At 40.0% G+C, this 20,517-nt stretch carries 23 protein-coding genes; 14 read left to right on the top strand and 9 right to left on the bottom strand.

Annotation, left to right across the window (positions count from 1 at the left end; all coding sequences use genetic code 11):
- Window positions 1–279 precede the first annotated feature (279 nt).
- Entirely contained in the window at window positions 280–747 is a 468-nt protein-coding gene (locus C2M30_RS01165) for an RNA recognition motif domain-containing protein (RefSeq protein ID WP_105170376.1), read from the top strand.
- Here C2M30_RS01165 and murI read toward each other — a convergent pair.
- Window positions 737–1,498 carry a glutamate racemase gene (murI, locus tag C2M30_RS01160; RefSeq protein WP_105170375.1) on the bottom strand — a complete coding sequence of 254 codons (762 nt, stop codon included), beginning with the start codon at window positions 1,496–1,498 and terminating at the stop codon, window positions 737–739. The genes C2M30_RS01165 and murI overlap by 11 nt on opposite strands.
- 68 nt (window positions 1,499–1,566) lie before the next feature.
- Complete coding sequence (locus tag C2M30_RS01155; RefSeq protein ID WP_105170374.1) at window positions 1,567–2,697, bottom strand: DUF5610 domain-containing protein; 1,131 nt, start codon at window positions 2,695–2,697, stop codon at window positions 1,567–1,569.
- A gap of 319 nt (window positions 2,698–3,016) precedes the next feature.
- Here C2M30_RS01155 and trmA point away from each other — a divergent pair, with 319 nt between their 5' ends.
- The gene (gene trmA / locus C2M30_RS01150) at window positions 3,017–4,114 is read left to right on the top strand and encodes a tRNA (uridine(54)-C5)-methyltransferase TrmA (protein ID WP_105170373.1); all 1,098 of its coding nucleotides are present in this window, start codon (window positions 3,017–3,019) and stop codon (window positions 4,112–4,114) included.
- Between the two features lie 21 nt (window positions 4,115–4,135).
- On the opposite strand, the gene fabR is transcribed toward trmA, so the two are convergent.
- Window positions 4,136–4,756 carry an HTH-type transcriptional repressor FabR gene (gene fabR / locus C2M30_RS01145; protein WP_100912456.1) on the bottom strand — a complete coding sequence of 207 codons (621 nt, stop codon included), beginning with the start codon at window positions 4,754–4,756 and terminating at the stop codon, window positions 4,136–4,138.
- Between the two features lie 127 nt (window positions 4,757–4,883).
- On the opposite strand from fabR, the gene C2M30_RS01140 reads away from it, so the two are divergent.
- The 4 genes from C2M30_RS01140 to C2M30_RS21915 all read left to right on the top strand — a co-directional run bounded on the left by C2M30_RS01140 (window position 4,884) and on the right by C2M30_RS21915 (window position 8,975).
- Window positions 4,884–6,020 (top strand): acyl-CoA desaturase, encoded by a 1,137-nt coding sequence (locus C2M30_RS01140; protein ID WP_105170372.1) that lies wholly within the window; start codon window positions 4,884–4,886, stop codon window positions 6,018–6,020.
- A gap of 15 nt (window positions 6,021–6,035) precedes the next feature.
- The gene (gene sthA, locus C2M30_RS01135; RefSeq protein ID WP_100912454.1) at window positions 6,036–7,457 is read left to right on the top strand and encodes a Si-specific NAD(P)(+) transhydrogenase; all 1,422 of its coding nucleotides are present in this window, start codon (window positions 6,036–6,038) and stop codon (window positions 7,455–7,457) included.
- 133 nt (window positions 7,458–7,590) lie between these two features.
- Window positions 7,591–8,874 (top strand): TonB family protein, encoded by a 1,284-nt coding sequence (locus C2M30_RS01130; RefSeq protein WP_234004662.1) that lies wholly within the window; start codon window positions 7,591–7,593, stop codon window positions 8,872–8,874.
- Complete coding sequence (locus C2M30_RS21915; RefSeq protein ID WP_267894171.1) at window positions 8,853–8,975, top strand: hypothetical protein; 123 nt, start codon at window positions 8,853–8,855, stop codon at window positions 8,973–8,975. Before C2M30_RS01130 ends, C2M30_RS21915 begins: the two co-directional genes overlap by 22 nt.
- Here C2M30_RS21915 and nfi read toward each other — a convergent pair.
- Window positions 8,956–9,621: a deoxyribonuclease V gene (nfi, locus tag C2M30_RS01125; RefSeq protein ID WP_105170371.1), complete on the bottom strand. Its 666-nt coding sequence runs from the start codon at window positions 9,619–9,621 to the stop codon at window positions 8,956–8,958. The two genes, C2M30_RS21915 and nfi, sit on opposite strands and share 20 nt — an antisense overlap.
- A 36-nt stretch (window positions 9,622–9,657) precedes the next feature.
- Window positions 9,658–10,725 (bottom strand): uroporphyrinogen decarboxylase, encoded by a 1,068-nt coding sequence (hemE, locus tag C2M30_RS01120; RefSeq protein WP_010562174.1) that lies wholly within the window; start codon window positions 10,723–10,725, stop codon window positions 9,658–9,660.
- A gap of 432 nt (window positions 10,726–11,157) precedes the next feature.
- On the opposite strand from hemE, the gene C2M30_RS01115 reads away from it, so the two are divergent.
- Window positions 11,158–11,628 carry an Rsd/AlgQ family anti-sigma factor gene (locus C2M30_RS01115; RefSeq protein WP_010562175.1) on the top strand — a complete coding sequence of 157 codons (471 nt, stop codon included), beginning with the start codon at window positions 11,158–11,160 and terminating at the stop codon, window positions 11,626–11,628.
- Window positions 11,629–11,649: 21 nt separating this feature from the next.
- Here the strand turns inward: C2M30_RS01115 and C2M30_RS01110 are convergent, their stop codons facing one another.
- The 3 genes from C2M30_RS01110 to fkpA form a co-directional block, all read right to left on the bottom strand.
- Window positions 11,650–12,222, bottom strand: coding sequence for a TetR/AcrR family transcriptional regulator (locus C2M30_RS01110; RefSeq protein ID WP_105170370.1), 573 nt, complete (start codon window positions 12,220–12,222; stop codon window positions 11,650–11,652).
- On the bottom strand, window positions 12,223–13,683 hold the full coding sequence (locus C2M30_RS01105; protein ID WP_105170369.1) for a coniferyl aldehyde dehydrogenase: 1,461 nt from the start codon (window positions 13,681–13,683) through the stop codon (window positions 12,223–12,225).
- Between the two features lie 121 nt (window positions 13,684–13,804).
- The gene (fkpA, locus tag C2M30_RS01100; RefSeq protein WP_010562178.1) at window positions 13,805–14,557 is read right to left on the bottom strand and encodes an FKBP-type peptidyl-prolyl cis-trans isomerase; all 753 of its coding nucleotides are present in this window, start codon (window positions 14,555–14,557) and stop codon (window positions 13,805–13,807) included.
- A 224-nt stretch (window positions 14,558–14,781) separates the two neighbouring features.
- Here fkpA and C2M30_RS01095 point away from each other — a divergent pair, with 224 nt between their 5' ends.
- Window positions 14,782–15,762, top strand: a complete 981-nt coding sequence (locus tag C2M30_RS01095; protein ID WP_105170368.1) for a WD40 repeat domain-containing protein — start codon at window positions 14,782–14,784, stop codon at window positions 15,760–15,762.
- Complete coding sequence (locus tag C2M30_RS01090; protein ID WP_100914476.1) at window positions 15,759–15,971, top strand: SlyX family protein; 213 nt, start codon at window positions 15,759–15,761, stop codon at window positions 15,969–15,971. Before C2M30_RS01095 ends, C2M30_RS01090 begins: the two co-directional genes overlap by 4 nt.
- Window positions 15,972–15,988: 17 nt before the next feature.
- Here the strand turns inward: C2M30_RS01090 and C2M30_RS01085 are convergent, their stop codons facing one another.
- Complete coding sequence (locus C2M30_RS01085; protein WP_010562181.1) at window positions 15,989–16,189, bottom strand: YheV family putative zinc ribbon protein; 201 nt, start codon at window positions 16,187–16,189, stop codon at window positions 15,989–15,991.
- Between the two features lie 100 nt (window positions 16,190–16,289).
- Between C2M30_RS01085 and C2M30_RS01080 the strand changes: the two genes are divergently transcribed.
- From C2M30_RS01080 to C2M30_RS01060, 5 genes are all read left to right on the top strand, one after another.
- Window positions 16,290–18,218, top strand: a complete 1,929-nt coding sequence (locus C2M30_RS01080; RefSeq protein ID WP_105170367.1) for an ATP-binding cassette domain-containing protein — start codon at window positions 16,290–16,292, stop codon at window positions 18,216–18,218.
- Complete coding sequence (locus C2M30_RS01075) at window positions 18,136–18,669, top strand: TIGR02444 family protein (protein ID WP_105170366.1); 534 nt, start codon at window positions 18,136–18,138, stop codon at window positions 18,667–18,669. The genes C2M30_RS01080 and C2M30_RS01075 overlap by 83 nt, the downstream gene beginning before the upstream one ends.
- 97 nt (window positions 18,670–18,766) lie before the next feature.
- A complete protein-coding gene (locus tag C2M30_RS21660; protein WP_010562184.1) occupies window positions 18,767–18,910 on the top strand; it encodes a DUF3149 domain-containing protein in 144 nt (47 codons plus the stop codon).
- A gap of 318 nt (window positions 18,911–19,228) precedes the next feature.
- On the top strand, window positions 19,229–20,215 hold the full coding sequence (locus C2M30_RS01065) for a hydrolase (RefSeq protein ID WP_105170365.1): 987 nt from the start codon (window positions 19,229–19,231) through the stop codon (window positions 20,213–20,215).
- Window positions 20,212–20,445 (top strand): YheU family protein, encoded by a 234-nt coding sequence (locus C2M30_RS01060; RefSeq protein ID WP_105170364.1) that lies wholly within the window; start codon window positions 20,212–20,214, stop codon window positions 20,443–20,445. The genes C2M30_RS01065 and C2M30_RS01060 overlap by 4 nt, the downstream gene beginning before the upstream one ends.
- The last annotated feature ends 72 nt before the right edge of the window (window positions 20,446–20,517 follow it).

The following is a 20,517-nucleotide window of genomic DNA, read 5'->3' as shown; positions in this document are numbered from 1 at the left end:
TCGTTCCCCGTGTTGGTGGAGGCGCATTATAGAGAGATCCGAATTTGGATCAACCCCTATTTCAAACTTTTTTTAGTTTTTTGGATCGTTAGGGCGAAATATGTACAAAACAGCTCATTTTTGTACGTTTTTGGCCGTTTAATGGGCTTTTTAAACTTAACTTAAATAATTTTACCGCTTATTTGTTCTGATATTATTGCCTTGTGAGCAAAGTAAGATAAGATAAGCATGAACATTTGTTAATTTTATGTTTAATTTGTGTAATTCGGAATCTTTAAAATGAGTTCATCGCAACAAAAATCATTAATAATAATTTTTATCGCATCTCTTATCGGCTATGCCGTAGTTCATTTTGCATTATCATCAGTACTTACAAGTTCATCTTTGGCTATTGCTGTAGGCATTTTGATTGGTGGTGTTCTTGCAACCTTCTCTGCTCATGGTGTAACTGAAAAGAAAGAAGCAAGTAAATCACTTTATGTTGGTAATTTACCTTATAAGGCAAACGAAGCGGTTGTTAGAAGTTTATTTGAACAACATGGGAAAATATTCTCTGTTCGCCTATTAAAGGATAAGCATACTGGTAAACGTCGCGGCTTTGGATTTGTAGAAGTCGCAGAAAAGGATGCCGATAAAATTATCTCGGCATTAAATGATAAAGAGTTTCAACAGCGCACCTTAAAAGTACGTGAAGCGAAACAAAAGTCAGATGACAATAATTCTTTGGATGATAGTGTTAATCATTAATCACTGAGATTTGTAATTTAGTCTGTTCTAAAGCAGCCGTAGCATAATAATCTACCGGCTGCTTTTTATTATCTTCTACATTACACTCGCCAATGAGACTCGATACACGATTCGCGATCGCCTCACCAGAATCGAGTAGTTGTAAATCATGCCTTATTAACTGTTTAAGTTCATTTGCGATAATTGGAAAATGCGTACACCCCAGAACTAAGTGATCAATTTCACTATTTATTGCTAGTTTATCGAGTTCTTTAGCTAACGCTTGCATATCTAATGTATTAAACCAGAACTTGTATTCAGCTAACCTTACTAGTTCGCTAGAACCATATAAGTCAACTTCACAGCTTCTTGCAAAATCATCAATTAATGTTGCGGTGTATTCATTTGCAACTGTGGCCGGCGTTGCTAATACGCCAATTCTTTTGCTTAGGGATTTCTCTGCAGCTGGTTTAATTGCTGGTACAACGCCTACTATTGGAAAATCAAATTGTGCGCGAAGTTGCACTAATGTTTGTGTGCTCGCGGTATTACAGGCAACAACTAGAATATCGACAGGCTCAATTTCTTTCATAAATTGAGTTAACAGACTAGTGATACGCTGCGTTAAAAATTGAGAAGAGCGTTTTCCGTACGGCAGGTATTTGTTGTCCATAAGATAACTGAATTTTGCACTCGGTAAACTCGCTTGAATATGTTCAAGTACCGATGTGCCACCAATGCCAGAATCAAATACAACAATGTGCTTAGCCAAACTACCCGACCTAATACGTTATTAACCCGAGTAGTTTGCCATAGATTTTTTAATTCACAAGCGATGGCCTAGCTTTCTTTTTGTTGCTTTTGATTTAGCTGTTCAAAAAAGCTAGTACTGTAATCCAACAGACTCTCTTTATTAGCCTGCTGTTGATTCAACCAAGTTAATAATTGCGTCAATTGATTCTCAATATTGAGTGGCTTCGCTTTGTCATAACTTTCTTTTAGCCCTTCATTTGTTGGTTCAAATTGCTTAGCAATTTCTCGACCTGGTTGCGTCGTTTGGTATTCTCGCACACTTGCTCTAACTTCTGTTTGCTGCAAGTTCATCGACATGGCCACCAATTGAGGAGAGTCCAAGTTTAGATTTTTTGCTTGCTCAAACGCTTCATCAAGGGAGCCATTAAAGAACTCGTTACTAACTTCTTGCAATTCTGACATAAGTTCATTAATTGCTGCTACTTCATCTTCATTCAAATCACCTTCGACTGAAAATGAGTAAGCTTGAGAACTCGACTGAGTAGACGAATAACTCAACGACTCGCCTTCTTCGCTCTTGTTATATGATAACTGCTCTGATGAACTGAACTGGCTATTATAAGTAAGCTTAATAATATCACCTTCAGCTGTTTTAATTTCAAAGCTTGCACCATTATCTAACTGATAAAAGTTTTGACCATTAAAAGCGGCATCAGAAGGACCTTTTTTGTCTGGGTTGAATATCGATTGCTCAAACTCATCCAAACCGTCAAAAATTAACTCTCGACTTTTCTCAATACCTTGCTCAATTTCGTCGGTATACAGCTCACTGTCTTTTAATTCCTCAACAGCCTCTCCAATTCCTTGTTCGACGCCTTTGCGTGCTTGCTCAAACATGTTGGTAAGCTTGTCATTATCAGCTCCGTCTGCTTTCGCACCTAAAATAGCGCCTTTAACAAAAGATAATACATTCTTTGCAATTTCTTCAAAGTCGAATAAGTCTTCAGGCTTGGTAGGCTCAACTTTACTTTCAAATGGCATTGCTCCCATCATTTTCTGATACGAGATCTGACTTGCAATTGTTAGTCGTTGAGACATGGTAAAAACGTCTTTAGACGATGCGTTTTGTGCTATTTCGTTTGGTTTATTTTGAGAAAAACCATACTTGCTTTCAGGTTGATACCCCAATCCACCCACTTTCATAATCATTGCCTCCATTTCAGAATGCCTACTTATCGACCAAATAGTGAACAACTTAAGTGTTAATCATTAATTTAAGCACTATTCGTTTTCCTTCTATAATGGTAATGCCCACTTAGTTAAGTATGTTATTCGATATTGTGAGGCGGAGTTTTCTGATGCAGCCCTTCTAAATCGATAAATAATAACGTGATTAGCAATCAAAAAAGCCCGCGTAAATGATTCGCTATTTAAGTGAGTCAGTATAAGTATGTCACATTTTTTCTATGCTATAACTGGACAAAGAAAAACCACAACCTACAATAGCGCGACTCGCACACTAGAGGTTAAAAAGCATATGCCTGTAATTCAAATAGATACTTCACAATACGACGAACAACTTGCTGAAAAAGAACAACGTATCAGCCAACAATTTGCGCAGTTTAACGCGCCAAAATTAGAAGTATTTGCGTCTGAAGCAAAAAATTACAGACAACGTGCTGAGTTTCGCGTGTGGCATGAAGGTGAAGATTTATTTCACATTATGTTTGACCCAGAAACAAAAGAGAAAATCAGAGTTGATCAGTTTGATCCTGCAGCACCATTAATTTGTGAATTAATGCCACGTTTGTTAGATCTGCTAAAGCCGAATGAAATTTTACGTCGTAAACTCTTCCAAATTGATTATTTGTCGACATTAAGCGGGCAAATTCTTGTTAGCTTGATTTATCACAAGCAACTTGATGACGAATGGGTAAACGAGGCTAATAAACTAAAGGCGTTACTAAAAGAAGAGTTCAATATCGATTTTATTGGCCGAGCTCGCAAGCAAAAAATTGTGCTTGGTGAAGAATATGTCATCGAAAAGCTGAATGTAGATAATCGTGAACTTGTTTATCAGCAAGTTGAAAATAGCTTTACTCAGCCAAACGCCAAGCTAAACGAGCAAATGCTCGAGTGGGCAATTGATGTCTCAAAACCTCTTAATAACGACTTGCTGGAACTTTATTGTGGTAACGGTAACTTTTCAATTGCGTTAGCGCCAAGCTTTAATCGCGTACTTGCCACCGAAATTTCCAAGTCTTCGGTTAAGTCCGCGCAATTTAATATTGCCGAAAACAAAATCAACAACCTCGATATAATCCGTATGTCGAGTGAAGAGTTCACTATGGCAATGAATGGTGAAAAAGAGTTTTCCCGCTTAAACGGAATCGACCTTAAAAGTTACAACTGTCAAAGTATATTAGTTGATCCGCCACGTGCAGGTTTAGATAAAGACACCACTGATTTAGTGCAAGGATATGACAACATTATCTATATTTCATGTAACCCAGATACGCTGGAAAGAGATTTGCAGCAACTAACTGAAACTCATACCATCGCGCGTTTTGCCATTTTTGATCAGTTCCCGTATACCCATCATATCGAATCCGGCGTATTTTTAACGCGCAAGTAAAACATCCATCAAAAAAAGCAGCTATTTAGCTGCTTTTTTTTCTTTGGTATAGCTTGATGCCCCTTTAGCAATATAACGCAATTGCCAAATAATACGCTCGGTAAGTTGCTCACGCTGTGGCTTAGTGAGATCAAGCGCTTCAGCGCCTGCGTTAAATACTAACGTAACCATTGCTTCTGCTTGTATATACGCATGATTAGCATCACAACCAGTCTCGTTTTCTAAATAATGCGCGAGTTCTAGAATAAAGTGCTTAATTTCACGAGCAACTGCCGCCCTAAAAGCTTTTGATGTACCCGAACGCTCTCGCAATAATAAACGGAACTGGTTACTCGACTCATCAATAAACTCCATAAACGTCAACACAGATATATTGATAATACTGCCACCGCTTTCAATACGGCGGCGAGCCTGACGCATCAATTGACGCAACATCAAGCCTGCTTCATCAACTAAGGTTAACCCAAGCTCATTCATATCTTTAAAGTGGCGATAAAAAGACGTAGGTGCAATTCCCGCTTCACGTGCGACCTCACGTAAACTTAGATTCGAAAAGCTATGCTCAGCACTCAGCTGGTTAAAAGCCGCTGCAATTAAAGCCTGTCTTGTCTTTTCTTTTTGTTGTGCGCGAATACCCGACATACGTCCCCCATCTAATTTGCACGCAGTTTACCACAGAAAAAATATTTATGAATTTTGTCGAATTCACTTGATAAAAAGGCCATATAAAACTATTTTAGCGTACAAGTGTACGCTGAGATTTTTAAGAATGAAAAAACCACCTATTATTTGGCTTAATACCCTCTTTTTTACCATCACTTTTTTGGCTGCTGTTACTATCGTGCCCTGGTACGGTCTAGCGTATGGCTACAGTAGCGCAAACTGGATCGCATTTATTGCGTGTATGTTTTATTGCGGTTTATCAATTACTGCCGGTTATCACCGTTTATGGGCGCACAAAACGTATGAAACCCATCCTGTGATTGAGTTTATTTTTGCCATCGGCGGTGCGTTCTCAATTCAAAATAGCGCGTTACATTGGAGTTCAGATCACCGCTTACATCATGGTAAAGTTGATGACGCTGAACACGATCCTTACGCAGCGACTCGCGGATTTTGGTACAGTCACATTGGTTGGATGCTGCGCGAATATCAAGCACATAGATACAACGACTACTCAAACTGCCGAGATTTACAAAAAAATCGTATTGTGATGTGGCAACATAAACATTATTTGGCACTTACCCTGATCACCAACTTTGGTATCCCATTAGTGCTTGGTCTGATGTTTGGCAATGTATGGGGAATGTTACTTCTTGCGGGTTTATTACGTTTAGTACTGAGCCAACACTTCACCTTTTTCATTAATTCACTGGCACATATTTGCGGTTCTCGCCCTTACACTGAATCAAACACCGCCCGCGATAATGGCTTTTTAGCGTTATTCACATACGGTGAGGGGTATCATAACTTCCATCATATTTTTGCATCTGATTACCGCAATGGTATCCGATGGTGGCATTACGATCCGACAAAATGGCTGATAAAATCATTGTCATTTTTAGGATTAGCCTCAAAGTTACGCAAAACACCGCAAGAGCGAATTGAACGTGCAAAAGCGGCAACGTTAATGGAAAAAACCAAGCGCACCTTGCTTGAAAAGCAAGACAGTCATGTGCAATTAGATAAACTGCAGCACGAATATGAGTTGTTATTAAGTAAAATACAGCACTATTATAAAGTAAGAAAACGCTTACTAGAGATGCGCAAAAACAAAGTGATACAGCAATGTGAGCAATCACAATTGAAAAAGCAGTATAATGACATTAAAGCGTCTTTAATAAACCAACAACAAAACTGGCTGGCGTTAAACAAAGCCTTAATTAAAGGGCTCGCAATAAACTAGTTAAAGGAACACTCTGTGACAAAAAAACAAGCGACTAAAAAACAGTATGATTATGATGCCATTATAATTGGTACTGGCCCTGGTGGTGAGGGTACTGCTATGAACCTTGCGAAAAGTGGCAAGCGCGTAGCGGTTGTTGAAAAACAACCGAAAGTGGGTGGTGGTTGTGCTCACTGGGGTACAATTCCATCAAAAGCACTGCGCCACTCGGTTAGTCGCTTGATTGAGTTTAATTCAAACCCGCTGTTTAATTCACAAGCTCACAGAGAGCGCATGACCTACCCAGATATTTTAGATCATGCGAGTAACGTAATTTCAAAGCAGGTTAATTTACGCACCAGCTTTTATGATCGCAACCGTATTACGCTAATTCATGGCGAGGCGAGCTTTGTTGATAAAAATACGATTTCAATTTTAAAAGACGACGGTTCGAGCGAGTCATTATCAGCGCAAACAATTGTCATTGCGACGGGCTCTCGCCCTTATCGCCCTGCTGAAATCGACTTTAATCATAAACGCGTTTACGACAGCGATACCATTTTGGGCCTCAAGCACGACCCTCGTCACATTATTATTTACGGTGCAGGTGTGATTGGCTGTGAGTACGCTTCTATTTTTCGCGGCCTAGGCGCAAAAGTAGATCTCATAAACACCCGTGATCGCCTACTCGCTTTCCTTGATGCAGAAACATCTGATTCATTAAGTTACCACTTTTGGAATAGCGGTATTCTAATTCGCCATAACGAAGAGTTTAAAAAAGTAGAAACCCGCGATGATTGCGTCATTATGCATATGCAATCAGGTAAAAAAATGCAAGCTGACTGCCTACTGTTTGCCAACGGCCGAACAGGTAACACCGACAAGCTTAACTTATCAGCGATTGGTTTAAGCTCAGATAGCCGTGGCAATTTGAAAGTAAATGAAAACTATCAAACTGAAGTGGAAAATGTATACGCTGTTGGCGATGTAATTGGTTATCCAAGCCTTGCAAGTGCGGCATTTGATCAAGGTCGAATCGCAGCAGATGCCATCACCACTGGCGAATGTAATAAGAAACTAATTCGTGATATTCCAAGCGGTATTTATACTATTCCAGAAATTAGTTCCGTTGGTCGCTCTGAGCAAGAGTTAACGGCAGCAAAAGTACCTTATGAAGTAGGTCGCGCACAGTTTAAGCACTTAGCTCGCGCACAAATTGCCGGTACAGAAGTTGGTAGTCTAAAAATCCTATTCCATATCGAAACAAAAGAGATTTTAGGTATTCACGTGTTTGGTGAGCGTGCCGCTGAGATCATTCACATTGGGCAAGCAGTAATGGAACAAAAAAATGGTGGCAACACCATAGAATACTTTGTTAATACAACATTTAACTACCCAACCATGGCAGAAGCTTATCGAGTAGCTGCCCTTAACGGATTGAATCGGTTAATTAAATAAAGCAAAAAGGCACTTTATGTCAGGTTTATTACAAACATTCACATAAAGTGCCGCTTTTTTAAACTAATGCTTGAGATCGTGTAAAATTATTGTAAACTTAAAAGCCTAAAAAAATAATAATAGGCTGTTAAGTATGAAAACCCCCACTCTATTACTTGCCTCAGCACTATCTTTGTTTTCTGTAAGCAGTTTTGCGGACTATTCAACTGCAAAGTATTATGAAAAACAGGGAGATGTTGAAAAATATGTGAGCGAACTAACCAAGATTGCAAAACTTGGTCATGTTAATGCGCAATACGATCTCGCAACTGCCTATTTAAATGGTCAAGGCGTCGAAAAAGATATTACCAAAGCCTACGCTTGGTACTTATTAGCTAAAGATTTTGGCCACCCACAAGCGCAAGACAAATATCGCGAATTGCGTAAGCAAGTACCTTCGCGCCGTGAAGCAAAAGAAGCATATATCGACTTAAAAGATAGCTTTGGTAAAAAGCTTCATGATTTACGCTATGCGCCTATTTCAAAGCATACCAATTTCTTTCCTGAGCGCGCTAAATTATTAGAACGTGTAGAACCTGAAATCGATGGCAACACTCGTTCAGCGTCTAAAGCTTGGGTAACAATTGGCTATAATGTCAACGAAAGTGGGGTCGTTGAAGATAGCCGAATTCTAGCATCATTTCCAAAAGGAGTTATCGACGAAGCTGCTTTAGAAGCAGTGAAAAAATGGAAATTCGAGCCAGATGTAAGCCCAACAGGTGAACCGCGTCGCGTATTTGATCTGGTTGCTTCATTTACGCTTGGCTCTGAAAATAGCAAAGTTAAACGTGAATTTGAGCGCGCACTTACTGAATACAAAACCAAGCTTGTCGAGCTTGCAGATAAAGGTAACAGTGTTGCACAAAATCGCTATGCATTAATGTTAGAACACGGTGTACTTGAAAAAGCATCAGAAAACGAGCATATCGATTGGTATTACAAAGCCGCTATTAATGGCAATCATGATGCACAAATGCGCTTAATGCACTGTTTTGAAAATGGTGAAGGTTGCCAACCTGATGAAGAAAAAGCATTTAACTGGTTACAACGTGCTTCAGAATCTGGCAACGAACGCGCGCAATATCAACTAGCACGCATCATGCTAAATTACGGCAGCATTCATTATGATGTTGAAACCGCTGCCGAAATGCTAAAAACCGCAGCGCATAGCCAGTATTTACCGGCAATGATCGAATATTCTCGCTTACTTGCGTTTTCTGACGTTGCTGAGTTACGTGACGCACAAAGTGCAATTAAATATGCAGAGTTAGCGCGTGCGGTTGATAATAATCACCCAGTGCTATTATCAGTACTTGGTAGCGCGCACTCTGAACTAGGCCTGTACAAGAAGGTCAAGTGTTACTACAACAAGCACTGAATGAAGCGAATAATCGTAGCTGGCCAGCGCAAAACTACATTAAGTTAATTGAACTTAGTGAAGCATCAATGATGGCTGATACTACATCTGATTCTTACTAAGCTTATCGGCGAGCCGAGTTGGCTCTGGTAAGCGATATTTAGTGATACATTGAAGAGCAAGCTGCAAAGCTTGCTCTTTTGTTATTAAGTGACCAGGCGAAACAAAGAGCGGCTTCACCTTATCCCGTGAACGCACAACATAACCACTCTTCTTATCATTAATCACCAGATCTGAAATCGACCCTTTTGTTAACTCCGGCTCATCAAATTTACCAACCAAACAGCTTTTCGCAATGCCTAGTGTCGGCATATTTAAAATAACGCCTATATGACTCGCTACTCCGAGCCCTAACGGATGCGCAATCCCCTGACCATCAAACATTAAAACATCAGGTGAAATTTTAAGTTGCGCAAGCGCATTTAGTATTGCGCCACCTTCTCGAAAGCTTAATACACCGGGAATATATGGAATTACGGTCTGCGCTTCATATACAGTCAGCTCAACCACTTTTAGACTAGGAAAGCTGAGCACCACAATGGCAGCTCGTGTTGTTTTACCCTTGTTAGGAAATGCAACATCAATACCCGCAATGTATCGCACAAGGTTTTGCATTGGTGTTAATTTAACTTTAGCAGCTAATTCTTGTTGAATTAACCTCGCATTGGCAACGCTGCCAGGCCAAGTAATAGAATCTGTAATCGCCATAAAGAAAAAAGCCTTGCTAGTGCAAGGCTCTGTACATTATTTGTTGTGGTACTGTTTACTTAGTTCACCTACCGAGTTGATAAACACTCCAGCGTTTTCAGGGTCAACTTCTGGTGTAATACCATGGCCTAAGTTAAATACATGACCAGTTCCGTCACCATAGCCCTCTAGAATGCGCTGTACTTCTTGACGAATACGCTCAGGCGTACCATGAAGCATTGCAGGATCCATATTACCCTGTAGCGCTACTTTATCACCGATACGACGACGCGCGTCAGCAATATCAACAGTCCAATCAAGGCCTACTGCATCACAACCTGTTGCTGCGATCGCTTCTAGGTTTAAACCGCCATTCTTAGTGAATAGAGTAACAGGTACTTTACGACCATCGTTTTCACGAATTAACCCATCTACAATTTTCTGCATGTAAGTTAATGAGAACTCTTTGTAATCGCGCGGCGATAATACACCACCCCATGAATCAAAAATCATCAGCGATTGCGCACCGGCTTTAACTTGTGCGTTAAGGTAACTAATAACTGAATCAGCAAGCTTATCGAGTAGCATGTGCAAAATCTCAGGCTCTGAGAAAGCCATTTTTTTAATTTTGCCAAATGTTTTACTGCTACCACCTTCAATCATATAAGTCGCAAGTGTCCAAGGCGAACCTGAAAAACCAATTAACGGTACTTCACCTTTTAATTCACGGCGAATTGTACGCACGGCATTCATCACATAGCCCAGTTCATCTTCTGGATCTGGAATAGGTAGATTAGCAACGTCGGCCATTGACTGAATTGGACGTTCAAATTTAGGGCCTTCACCTGTTTCAAAGTATAAGCCTAAACCCATCGCATCAGGGATCGTCAAAATATCACTGAAAAGAATCGCTGCATCCAGTGGATAACGACGTAGTGGCTGAAGCGTTACTTCGCAAGCAAGTTCAGCATTTTTACATAAGCTCATAAAGTCGCCAGCTTGCGCGCGTGTTGCACGGTATTCTGGTAAATAACGTCCAGCCTGACGCATCATCCATACTGGAGTTTGATCTACAGGTTGTTTAAGTAGCGCACGTAAATAGCGATCGTTCTTTAATTCACTCATGGTAGTGTAAAACCTAAAAAATAAAACTGCGCGAATTGTATCATTTAGAACGCTAACTAACTATGCGAAAGATCAAGCGCTAACGCTTTAAATGCGTAATTATTCATCTTTTTACCCTTATTTTGCTATTAATCGCCTATTTTTGAAATTTAACGTTGTTAAAATGAAAATAGTTTGTTATAAAATAGATACAAAAATAAGAGCTTGAATTAATCAAGTCAGAAAAAGTTTTATAACCACCCTATTGGGTGGTTTTTTCTTTTTATGCACATTGAAAATAAAGAACTTTTTCTAAGCACAAAATAGCATATTAAAAATACTCATAACTATCAGCAACTTAATCTAATCTTAATTAAATATGTTAAAAATCAGTTGACCTTTCATCAAGATTTCATTGTTATAGCTATTAGATTGAAGTAAAGGGACAAATATATGCTTACGAGATTAGAAAAAGCCAAAGAAGAATGGGGTGGAGCTCACTCAGCAATCGATAACTGGTTGCAAGAGCGTCAAGATTTACTCGTAATTTACTGTAAGCTTGCAGGTTTACCTCCCTATGAACGAAGCGACCAAGCGCTACCGCAAAAGTCTGAAATCCTTGAGTTTTGTCAGATTCTGATGGACTACCTATCTGCGGGTCATTTTGAGATTTACGATAACTTAGTGAAGGCATGCGCTGAAAAAGGCCCAGAAAGCCTTAAACTTGCACAATCGCTTTATCCGCAAATTTCAGCTTCAACAGATATAGCACTTAGCTTTAACGATGATTACGCCAACGCAAAAGAAAAAAGCTTAATGCCTAAGTTTGACGAAGACCTTTCAACATTAGGCCAAGTTCTTGAGCAACGCTTCGAACTTGAAGATGAGCTTATTGAGAATCTATACACTCATCACAGTGAATAAATGGCGTTAATTAACGCCATTTTAATTTCTGCAAATTAGCCCAAACAAACACATGTTAAAGCTATTATCAATAAGCTTCTCAACATCCAACATATTTGTCTGCTCGTGACTTAAGTAAAGCACTGTATTAATAAGGCTTTGTTGAATATGCATTGCAATAAAGTCAGTTGGCAAAGCCACAAAGTTACCTTGCTGTTTTTGCAATTCAATATACTCAGTCAAAAAATAAAAGACACTATTCAAAACACCTTGTTTAAAGTCCATTTCAAGCCATGGACTAGCATAATAAATAGTAAAAAATGAAAACTTTTCTGGATTATCAAGCCCCCATTTTATTACGCTTCGCCACACACTTAATGCCTGCTCATTGCTATTGATTGCATTACTTAACTGTAAACTTGCCACCAACTCCTGCTTCAGGCTTAAATACAGAGCTTCTACTAACACCTTCTTATTTTCAAAGTGATGAAATAACGTTCCTGTCGCTACACCAGCATGCTTTGCAATGCTCGCGGTCGATGTTTCAGAGATACCTTGTGCAACAAATAGTGTTAATGCCGCGTCCAGTAAGTTTTGTTTTTTTGAGTTACCCATTTAACGTACAAACAACTTTGTTAATAATGACTTTGCCAATCCCTTAAATTTTAAAATAAGCTTAACGCGCGGTAACCATAATGGTGTTTTTAATACTGTACGCTTATGGCAAAACGTTTCAAACCCTTCACGACCATGGTAATTGCCAACGCCCGACTCGCCTATTCCACCAAATGGTGCATCATCGGCCCCCACATGCATTAAGGTATCATTAATACATACCCCGCCACTGTGTGTTTGCTGCAAAACCTGATTAATCGCCAACTTATCCTTGGACATAATATAAAGCGCCAATGGACGCGCTTTGTTATTGATATAGTTTATCGTTTCGCTAAGTTCACTGTAGGCAATTACGGGTAACACAGGTCCAAATATTTCACTCTGACAGGCCAGCATTTGCTCATTCACATCAACCAGTAATTGTGGTGGCATAATGCGATTTTGCACGTCAATTTCATAGCCTTTAGGCGATAACACGCGAGCACCTTTACTTTTTGCATCATCTAACAAGGCTTGCAGTCGTTCAAACTGCGCTAAATTGATAACGGCACCGTACTCATCATTGAACTTATCAACATCATATAAAGCAGCGAATCTTTCTAAATAAGTCTGACAAAATGCTAAATGCTGAGATTGTTCAACAAGCACGTAATCAGGCGCAACACAAATTTGACCCGCATTAACCGATTTACCAAGAATAATCGCATCAGCCGCCTTTTCTAAATCAGAATCAGGCGTAATCACTACCGGAGATTTTCCGCCAAGCTCCAAGGTATTCGGTATTAATCGTTCGGCACACGACTTTGCCACTAAGCGCCCGACAGACGTCGAGCCAGTAAAAAACACATGATCAAAAGGAAGCTGAGTAAATTTAGCGGCGACATCAGGCTCACCCTCAATAATCGTCACGCTATCGCTTAGCGATGAAAAAATCTTACGTAATACCTGATTAGTAAATGGCGTATACTCGCTAAGTTTAACCATTATTTTGTTCCCAGCCGCCAACGCCGTTGCAATTGGCCCAATACTTAAAAATACAGGGAAATTCCAAGGCACAATTACACCCACCACACCTTTAGATTGTTTGTGAACATAAATGGATGATGGCGCGAGCAGCAAACCAGCACTGCGCCTTTCTGGTTTTAACCATGTTTTTAAGTGCTTTAAGGTATAATTAACATGCTGAACACTCGGTAATATATCCGCCATCAAACTATCAAAATCAGGGCGCTTTCCATAGTCTCGGTTTAATGCAACTAGCAAACTTTGCTGGTTTTCAATCAGCGCATTTTTCAAGCTATTAAGTAAGGTTTTACGCTCAATTAAAGTTGGCTGTTTATTCGTAAGGTATTGTTCTTTTAGTGTTGAAAATGATGCTTCAAGATCAATCGCATTAACATCTTGTTGTGCTGATGCATCGACAGACTCAATGTTAACTGGGTGTGAGGTGGATGAATTCATAAAAGTTCTAAACCAAATAAAAAACCGACTGATTAGTCAGTTTAATTTAGAGCAATAATTCAACAAAGGCAAATAAAAAAGCCACCCAACTTGGGTGGCTTTTTAAAACTGGTAATTAAAATTACTCAGAAGCAGCTTCTTTTTCAGCTTCAGGCTGAACTACTTTTAAAAGCTCAACTTCAAAAATTAGCGTTGAGTTTGCAGGGATCTTACCAAGATCACGCTCGCCGTACGCAAGTTCAGAAGGGATAAAGAACTTGTACTTTGAACCTTCTGCCATAAGTTGAACACCTTCAGTCCAACCTTTAATAACGCGATTTAGTGGGAAAGTAATTGGCTCACCGTGAGAGTAAGAGCTATCAAACTCAGTACCGTCAATTAATGTACCTTTATAGTGAACTTCAACCGTATCTGTTGCTAACGGCTTCTTACCTTCACCTTCAGAAAGAATTTGATACTGAAGACCTGAGTCAGTTGTTACAACGCCGTCTTTTTTGCCGTTTTCAGCTAAGAAAGCAACGCCTTGTGCTTTAACTTCTTCAGCTTTTGCTTGCGCCGCAGCTTGCTGCTTTTCAGCAACTTCAGTATTTAGTTTCGTTAGAAGCTCTTTAATTTCTTCTTCTGTTAGCTGTGATTTACCCGCTAGAGACTCTTCTAAACCAGCAACGATAAGTGCTTTATCTAGTTCAAAACCAACTTCAGTTTTACCTTCTAGATCTTTCTTAACAAACTCACCGATTGAAGCGCCAAGACCATATGCTTGTTTTTGTACTTCGGTCTCTAATTTTACTTCAGCTTTCGGTGCTTCTTTATTACATGCAGCAAGTGCAAGCACTGATGCAGCAACGAATGAAAGTTTAAATACTTTTTTCATCTTTTTCTCCGGCAAATAAAATGCCTTTTATCTACAATTATCTAAGTTAAAATTAAATGAGTTACATGATAGGCTGACAAACATCGATGTAAAACACAAATAATGACGACAAAGACGTTAACCTGAGACAACGCCGATAATTATTATCTGTAACTACCTTGTTCTCAAAACTCGTCCTAGTCTAACCTCTCACAGTCTAAGAGTTAAGGGAAATTAGATTAAAAATGAAGCCATTTAGTATAACTTTATTAATTTTTATCCTATTTACCTTAACGGCGTGCGATAACACCGATGTCGTACCAAACAATGCGCAAGAACATGCTGTACAAGGCAGTTACGCAGCGGCCCTTAACTCCAATGGTAGCCTTGCAGTTGTCTCCTCTATCAATCATGGCATTTCAGTATGGAATTTGAATGACAATGCATTGCTTTACCAATGGAGCCACCAACAAAGCGAAGACAACCTCGTTCTCGCTATAGACATTAGTGATGATAATAAGTTCGCCGTTACAGCAGATCGCACTAACTTTGCTGTCTGGAGCTTAGAAAATGGTGAGAATATCGGCTTTTGGAAAATCCAAGAATCGAGCATTCGCGATATAGCTATCAGCAATAACGGCCGTTACGTGCTTTATGGACGAGGTGACGGAAAAGTAATTCATATCGATCTAACTACTGGTCGCAGAATCGAATTTTTGGGTCACACCGAAAAAATTAACGCCGTCGATTTATCACCCAATGGCTATTACGCGCTAACTGGTGCAAATGACTACACCGCATATTTGTGGGATACCCGCAGCGCACAGGTAGTTCACCGTTTTAATCATCCAAGTCGCGTAACCCAAGTAAGTTTAGACCGAGAAGGCCGCAGAGCCTTTACCGCCGACAGTAAAAAACAAGCAAGTGTATGGAATTTACAAACAGGCGAACAAATTAGTAACCTGCAATTCAGAGCACGACAAAAAGTATTTAGCGCTGTGCGCTTTAGCCCCGATGCTAATCAACTACTTACAGGTTCGCCGGCTCGCACCATTGCATTATGGGATGCAAACTCAGGAAAAGAGCTACAAACATGGCAAGTAGCACCGCGCAAAGACTCGCGCCCAAAATCAGCAGTAGTATATGACATCGCTTTTAGCGATAATGGGCAGATTATCAGTGAAAGTTCTAACGGTTTATCTGAAACATGGCAAATGAACAAATAACCAGTCTTGAAGCGCGTATTACCGAACTTGAAACAAAGGTAGCGTACCAAGATGAAACTATCGATATTTTAAATGACGAGCTAAAGCAGCATCAAATGGCGATGGCAAAAATGACCCGTCAAATTGAGTTGGTAGGTGAAAAGCTAAAAGAAATGAAACCGTCTTCGGTAGTCGGTGAAGAGCATGAAACCCCGCCACCGCATTACTAAATTGACGTTAAGCCTGATCACTCAGGCTTAAATACACCAATTACTTGTTCAAACTGGCGTGTAGACGCTTGAACTTGGCCTTCAGCCTGCGTCATAGTATGACCACATTCAACACACTCTACTTTTTCAACATCCATTTCTTTGTATAGCATCATAGTATCTTGCTTTTTACATTCTGGGCAGGTTGCCCCTGCGATAAAACGTTTTTTCTGTTTCATGGTTTTCAAATTAATCTCAATGTTGATAAAGCGATTTTAACAAACAACACTGATTACTTGATATACTAGCGCAAGAAAAGTTTTCAAAAATGCTTACTAAATGATTCAAATCTCTAATCTAGAATTACTGCGTGGTGGCAAGCCACTATTAAAAAATACCAATGCAACCCTCTTTCCAGGCCACAAAGTAGGTCTTGTTGGCAATAATGGCTGTGGTAAATCAAGCCTGTTTGCACTTATTCGCAATGAGCTATCACCAGATATGGGCGAATGTAGTATTCCTAAAGAGTGGCGTATTGCATCAGTAAAACAAGAAACGCCCGGATTAGATATTTCAGCACTAGAGTATGTGCTGCAAGGTTACGAAGAGTATTACGCACTGCGAGAGCAACTTCATGTAGCCGAACGTACCAACGACGGCGCAAAACAAGCTGAGCTTCACCTTGCTTTAGAAGAACTACAAGCCTATCACATTGAGGCCAAAGCGGGTGAGTTACTGCATGGTTTAGGCTTTTCGCAGCAGCAAATATCTCTGCCGGTAAAATCATTTTCGGGTGGTTGGCGCATGCGCTTAAACCTTGCCCAAGCGTTATTACAAGAAGCAGATTTACTACTGCTGGATGAGCCAACCAACCACTTAGATTTAGATGCGGTTTACTGGCTAGAAAAGTTTTTGAAAACCTACTCAGGTACATTAGTGCTAATATCACACGACCGTGAATTCTTAGATGCCATTGTCGGCGAAATCTGGCACGTTTATCAGCAGCAAATTCACACTTACAAAGGTAACTACAGCCAGTTTGAGCGCATTAAGGCTGAAAAACTAGCTCAGCAGCAAAGTAACTTTGAAAAGCAACAAGAGCAAATAGCGCACTTAGAAAACTTTATTCGCCGCTTTAAGGCCAAAGCCAGCAAAGCCAAACAAGCGCAAAGTCGTGTTAAAGCACTCGAGCGAATGGAAAAACTGGCGCCAGCACATATCGACTCGCCATTTAACTTTAGTTTTAAAGAGCCACCTAGCTTACCAAACCCACTTATTTCTTTAGAAAAAGTGAAAGCGGGTTATGGCGATGTCACCATTTTACAAGACATCAAACTAAACCTTGTTCCAGGTAGCCGCATTGCACTACTTGGTAAAAACGGCGCGGGTAAATCAACGTTAATCAAATTATTAGCAGGCGAGTTAAACGCGCAATCAGGCGAATTTGTGCACCACCAAGGCTTGCGTATAGGTTACTTTGCGCAGCATCAACTCGAATCGCTCGACCCAAGTGCATCGGCCATTTTGCATTTGCAACGTCAGGATAACAAAGCGACAGAGCAAGAACTAAGAGACTTTCTTGGTTGCTTTGCGTTTCATGGCGACAAAGCGCTTGAGCCTGTAGCGCCATTCTCTGGTGGCGAAAAAGCACGTTTAGTACTGGCATTATTGGTGTATCAAAAACCTAACATCTTGCTACTCGATGAACCAACCAACCACTTAGATCTTGAAATGCGTCATGCTCTCGTAATGGCACTGCAAGGGTTTGAAGGGGCAATGGTTACGGTATCGCACGATCGTCATTTATTAAAAAACACTTCAGATCAGTTTTATTTAGTGGATAGCGGTCAAGTAACTCAACTTGGTTACGAGATTGAAGATTACTACGCATGGCTTGCCAACAAAGACGTTGCTAAAACACCTGAAAGTGATACAGCACCAGTTGAAAGTAAACCTAACAAGGTGCAAAACCGCAAAGAGCAAAAACGCCTCGAAGCTGAATTTAGAAAACAAATGCAGCCATTAAAGCGCGAAATTGAAAAACTTGAAAAGCAGTTAGAAACAGTTAGTGATGCGCTGCAAAACGTTGAAAGCGCGCTAGCGGACGCCAGCATCTATCAAGATGAAAATAAGGCAGAACTTAATAAACAGCTAGCGGAACAGGCCAAACTTGCGCCACAGCTCAATGAGATTGAAGAAAGTCTGCTTGAAAAGCTCGAAACACTTGAACAAGAGGAAGCTGACTTTGCAGCCCAATTTGCAGAGTAGCAACCTCTGGCAGTTTGCTTTGCAGTATTACAGTAAAAGCGCGCGTAGCCGCGCGCTTTTACTGCTGCAAGATAAATACGCTGCCAATATCAATTTGTGCTTACTACTTAAATACCTCTCCCACCAAAACATAATCGTAAGCACCTCAACCATTGCCGTATTACATGCACACGTTACGGAATTTAGCCAAAACTACACTCAGCCGCTTCGCCAAATACGAGCCAACTTCAAACAGTCGTTGCAAACAATGGAAAATTACTCAGTATTGCGAACCCATATGCTCAATGCCGAGTTAGAGCTTGAAAAGCAAGAACAGCAATTGCTAGTAGACGCCTTTAATCGCGCAACAGCAAACGATTCGCCTCCCACCTGCCCGCTTAAATACTACCTAGAAAACATTTTAGCAGTGCCAAAAACTGACCTAGATCAAACATTAACTCAACTTGCGTAACACGCGTAAATACGCGGGATAAATATTGATCTAAGTCATGATCATTATGCTCACCTTATTCTATTCTCTTTCGTGTTGACGTTAGAGGAGAAACACAATGAGCAATTTATTTAGAGACTTTTTCCAGGACCCTGTGCTCTTTTTATCATTTGGCATTTTAGGTGTTGTTATTGTTCTTTGCCTTTTCTACGTAGGCTTCTTTATCAATAAGATTAAGAACGATCAGCCTAGCGAGTCATAACTAGTTTTATAAAATTTGATAATGTGGGCTTTAGCCGGCATTTGAAAAACCCTGTTAGAATTAAGCACGACGCACTAAAGCATCAAACTAGGCAACTAGTTTGGTGCTTTATTTTTTCTAATACCAATTTGGATAATTAAGTGCTCTATTGTGAGGCAATAAAACCGCGCTGGTAGCAAGGCAATCACTTCGCTGTAAAGCTGCGCTACATGAAAAACTTTAACGCGGTTAGCAACAGGTTTAATGCTTCAAAATGAATAATTATAATTGCGAATTGGTATGATACACTGAACAAATATTTTTCTTTTGTACACAGCCATGGATCAAAACTTTAAGCCAGCTTGGTGGATGACCAATCGGCACGCACAAACCATTTTACCGCGCTTTTTTCGCCCAAACCTTACCGTTGATTACAATATTGAAGAAATCACTACGCCCGATCACGACTTTCTGCAACTGATCTGGAGTTCTCAGCATATTGCTGCCGACGACAAACCGTTAGCAATTGTGCTGCATGGCTTAGAAGGAAATATTGATAGTTTCTACGCTAAAGGCATGATGAAAGCCTTAACTTTAGCCGGTTTTGATGTTGTGTTATTACACTTTAGAAACTGTGGACAAAAAGCTAATTTGCAGGCACGCGCCTATCACAGCGGTGAAACCAGCGATTTGCATTTTTTGGTTAATACATTAAAACAACGCTTTCCAAATAAGCCATTAATGGCCGTTGGCTTTTCACTCGGAGGCAATGTATTAACCAAGTACCTAGGTGAGTATGAAGACGAATGTCAGCTAGATGCCGCAGCCGTTGTTTCAGCCCCGTTTGCCTTAGCATCATCATGTAAAGTGATTCAAAAAAGTTGCTTTAAGCTTTATCAAAAATATTTACTGGATAGGCTAAAAAAGTCCACAGCAAGAAAGCTTGATAACATTAAAGAATCAATTAATTTAACGGCAAAGCAACTAGAAAACATTTACGATTTATGGGAATTTGACAATAAAGTAACAGCCCCATTACATGGTTTTATAGATGCGGCCGATTACTACCTAAAATCAAGCGGCAAACAGTATTTAAAACGCATCACAACTCCCACTTTAGTGATTCATGCAAAAGATGACCCTATGTTGTCACAAGAAGCTATTCCGCAAAAAGAAGACGTAAGCAACGCGGTTAAACTGATGGTTTCCAAGCAAGGTGGACATGTTGGCTTTATAAGCGGTAAAAACCCATTTAAGCCGATTTTTTGGCTAGAGCAGCAAGTTCCCCATTTTTTCCAGCAACAACTTTTAGGCAAATTAAAATGATCGTTCCGATTGAACAAATTGACCCAGATACTCTGACTAATTTAATTAAAGAGTTTGTTCTGCGAGAAGGCACTGACTACGGTGAAGAAGAGGCAGCACTCAACTTAAAAGTTGAGCAAGTGAGAGCACAGCTCAAAATTGGCACAGCGGTATTAGTGTTTTCTGAATTACACGAAACGATTAATATTATGCCAGCCAGTGACTTTGAATCACACCCAGATTATGAATAGAAAAGGCAGCGCCTTTTCTATTTTTTAACTTTTCACTTTCTTACTCACAACTTTCGATTACCAACAGCTCTC

This window comes from Pseudoalteromonas sp. T1lg24 (genome assembly GCF_002964745.1).
Taxonomy (GTDB): domain Bacteria; phylum Pseudomonadota; class Gammaproteobacteria; order Enterobacterales; family Alteromonadaceae; genus Pseudoalteromonas; species Pseudoalteromonas spongiae.
The sequence above is the reverse complement of the archived record's forward strand: the minus strand, read 5'-3'. Positions and strand labels throughout refer to the sequence as shown.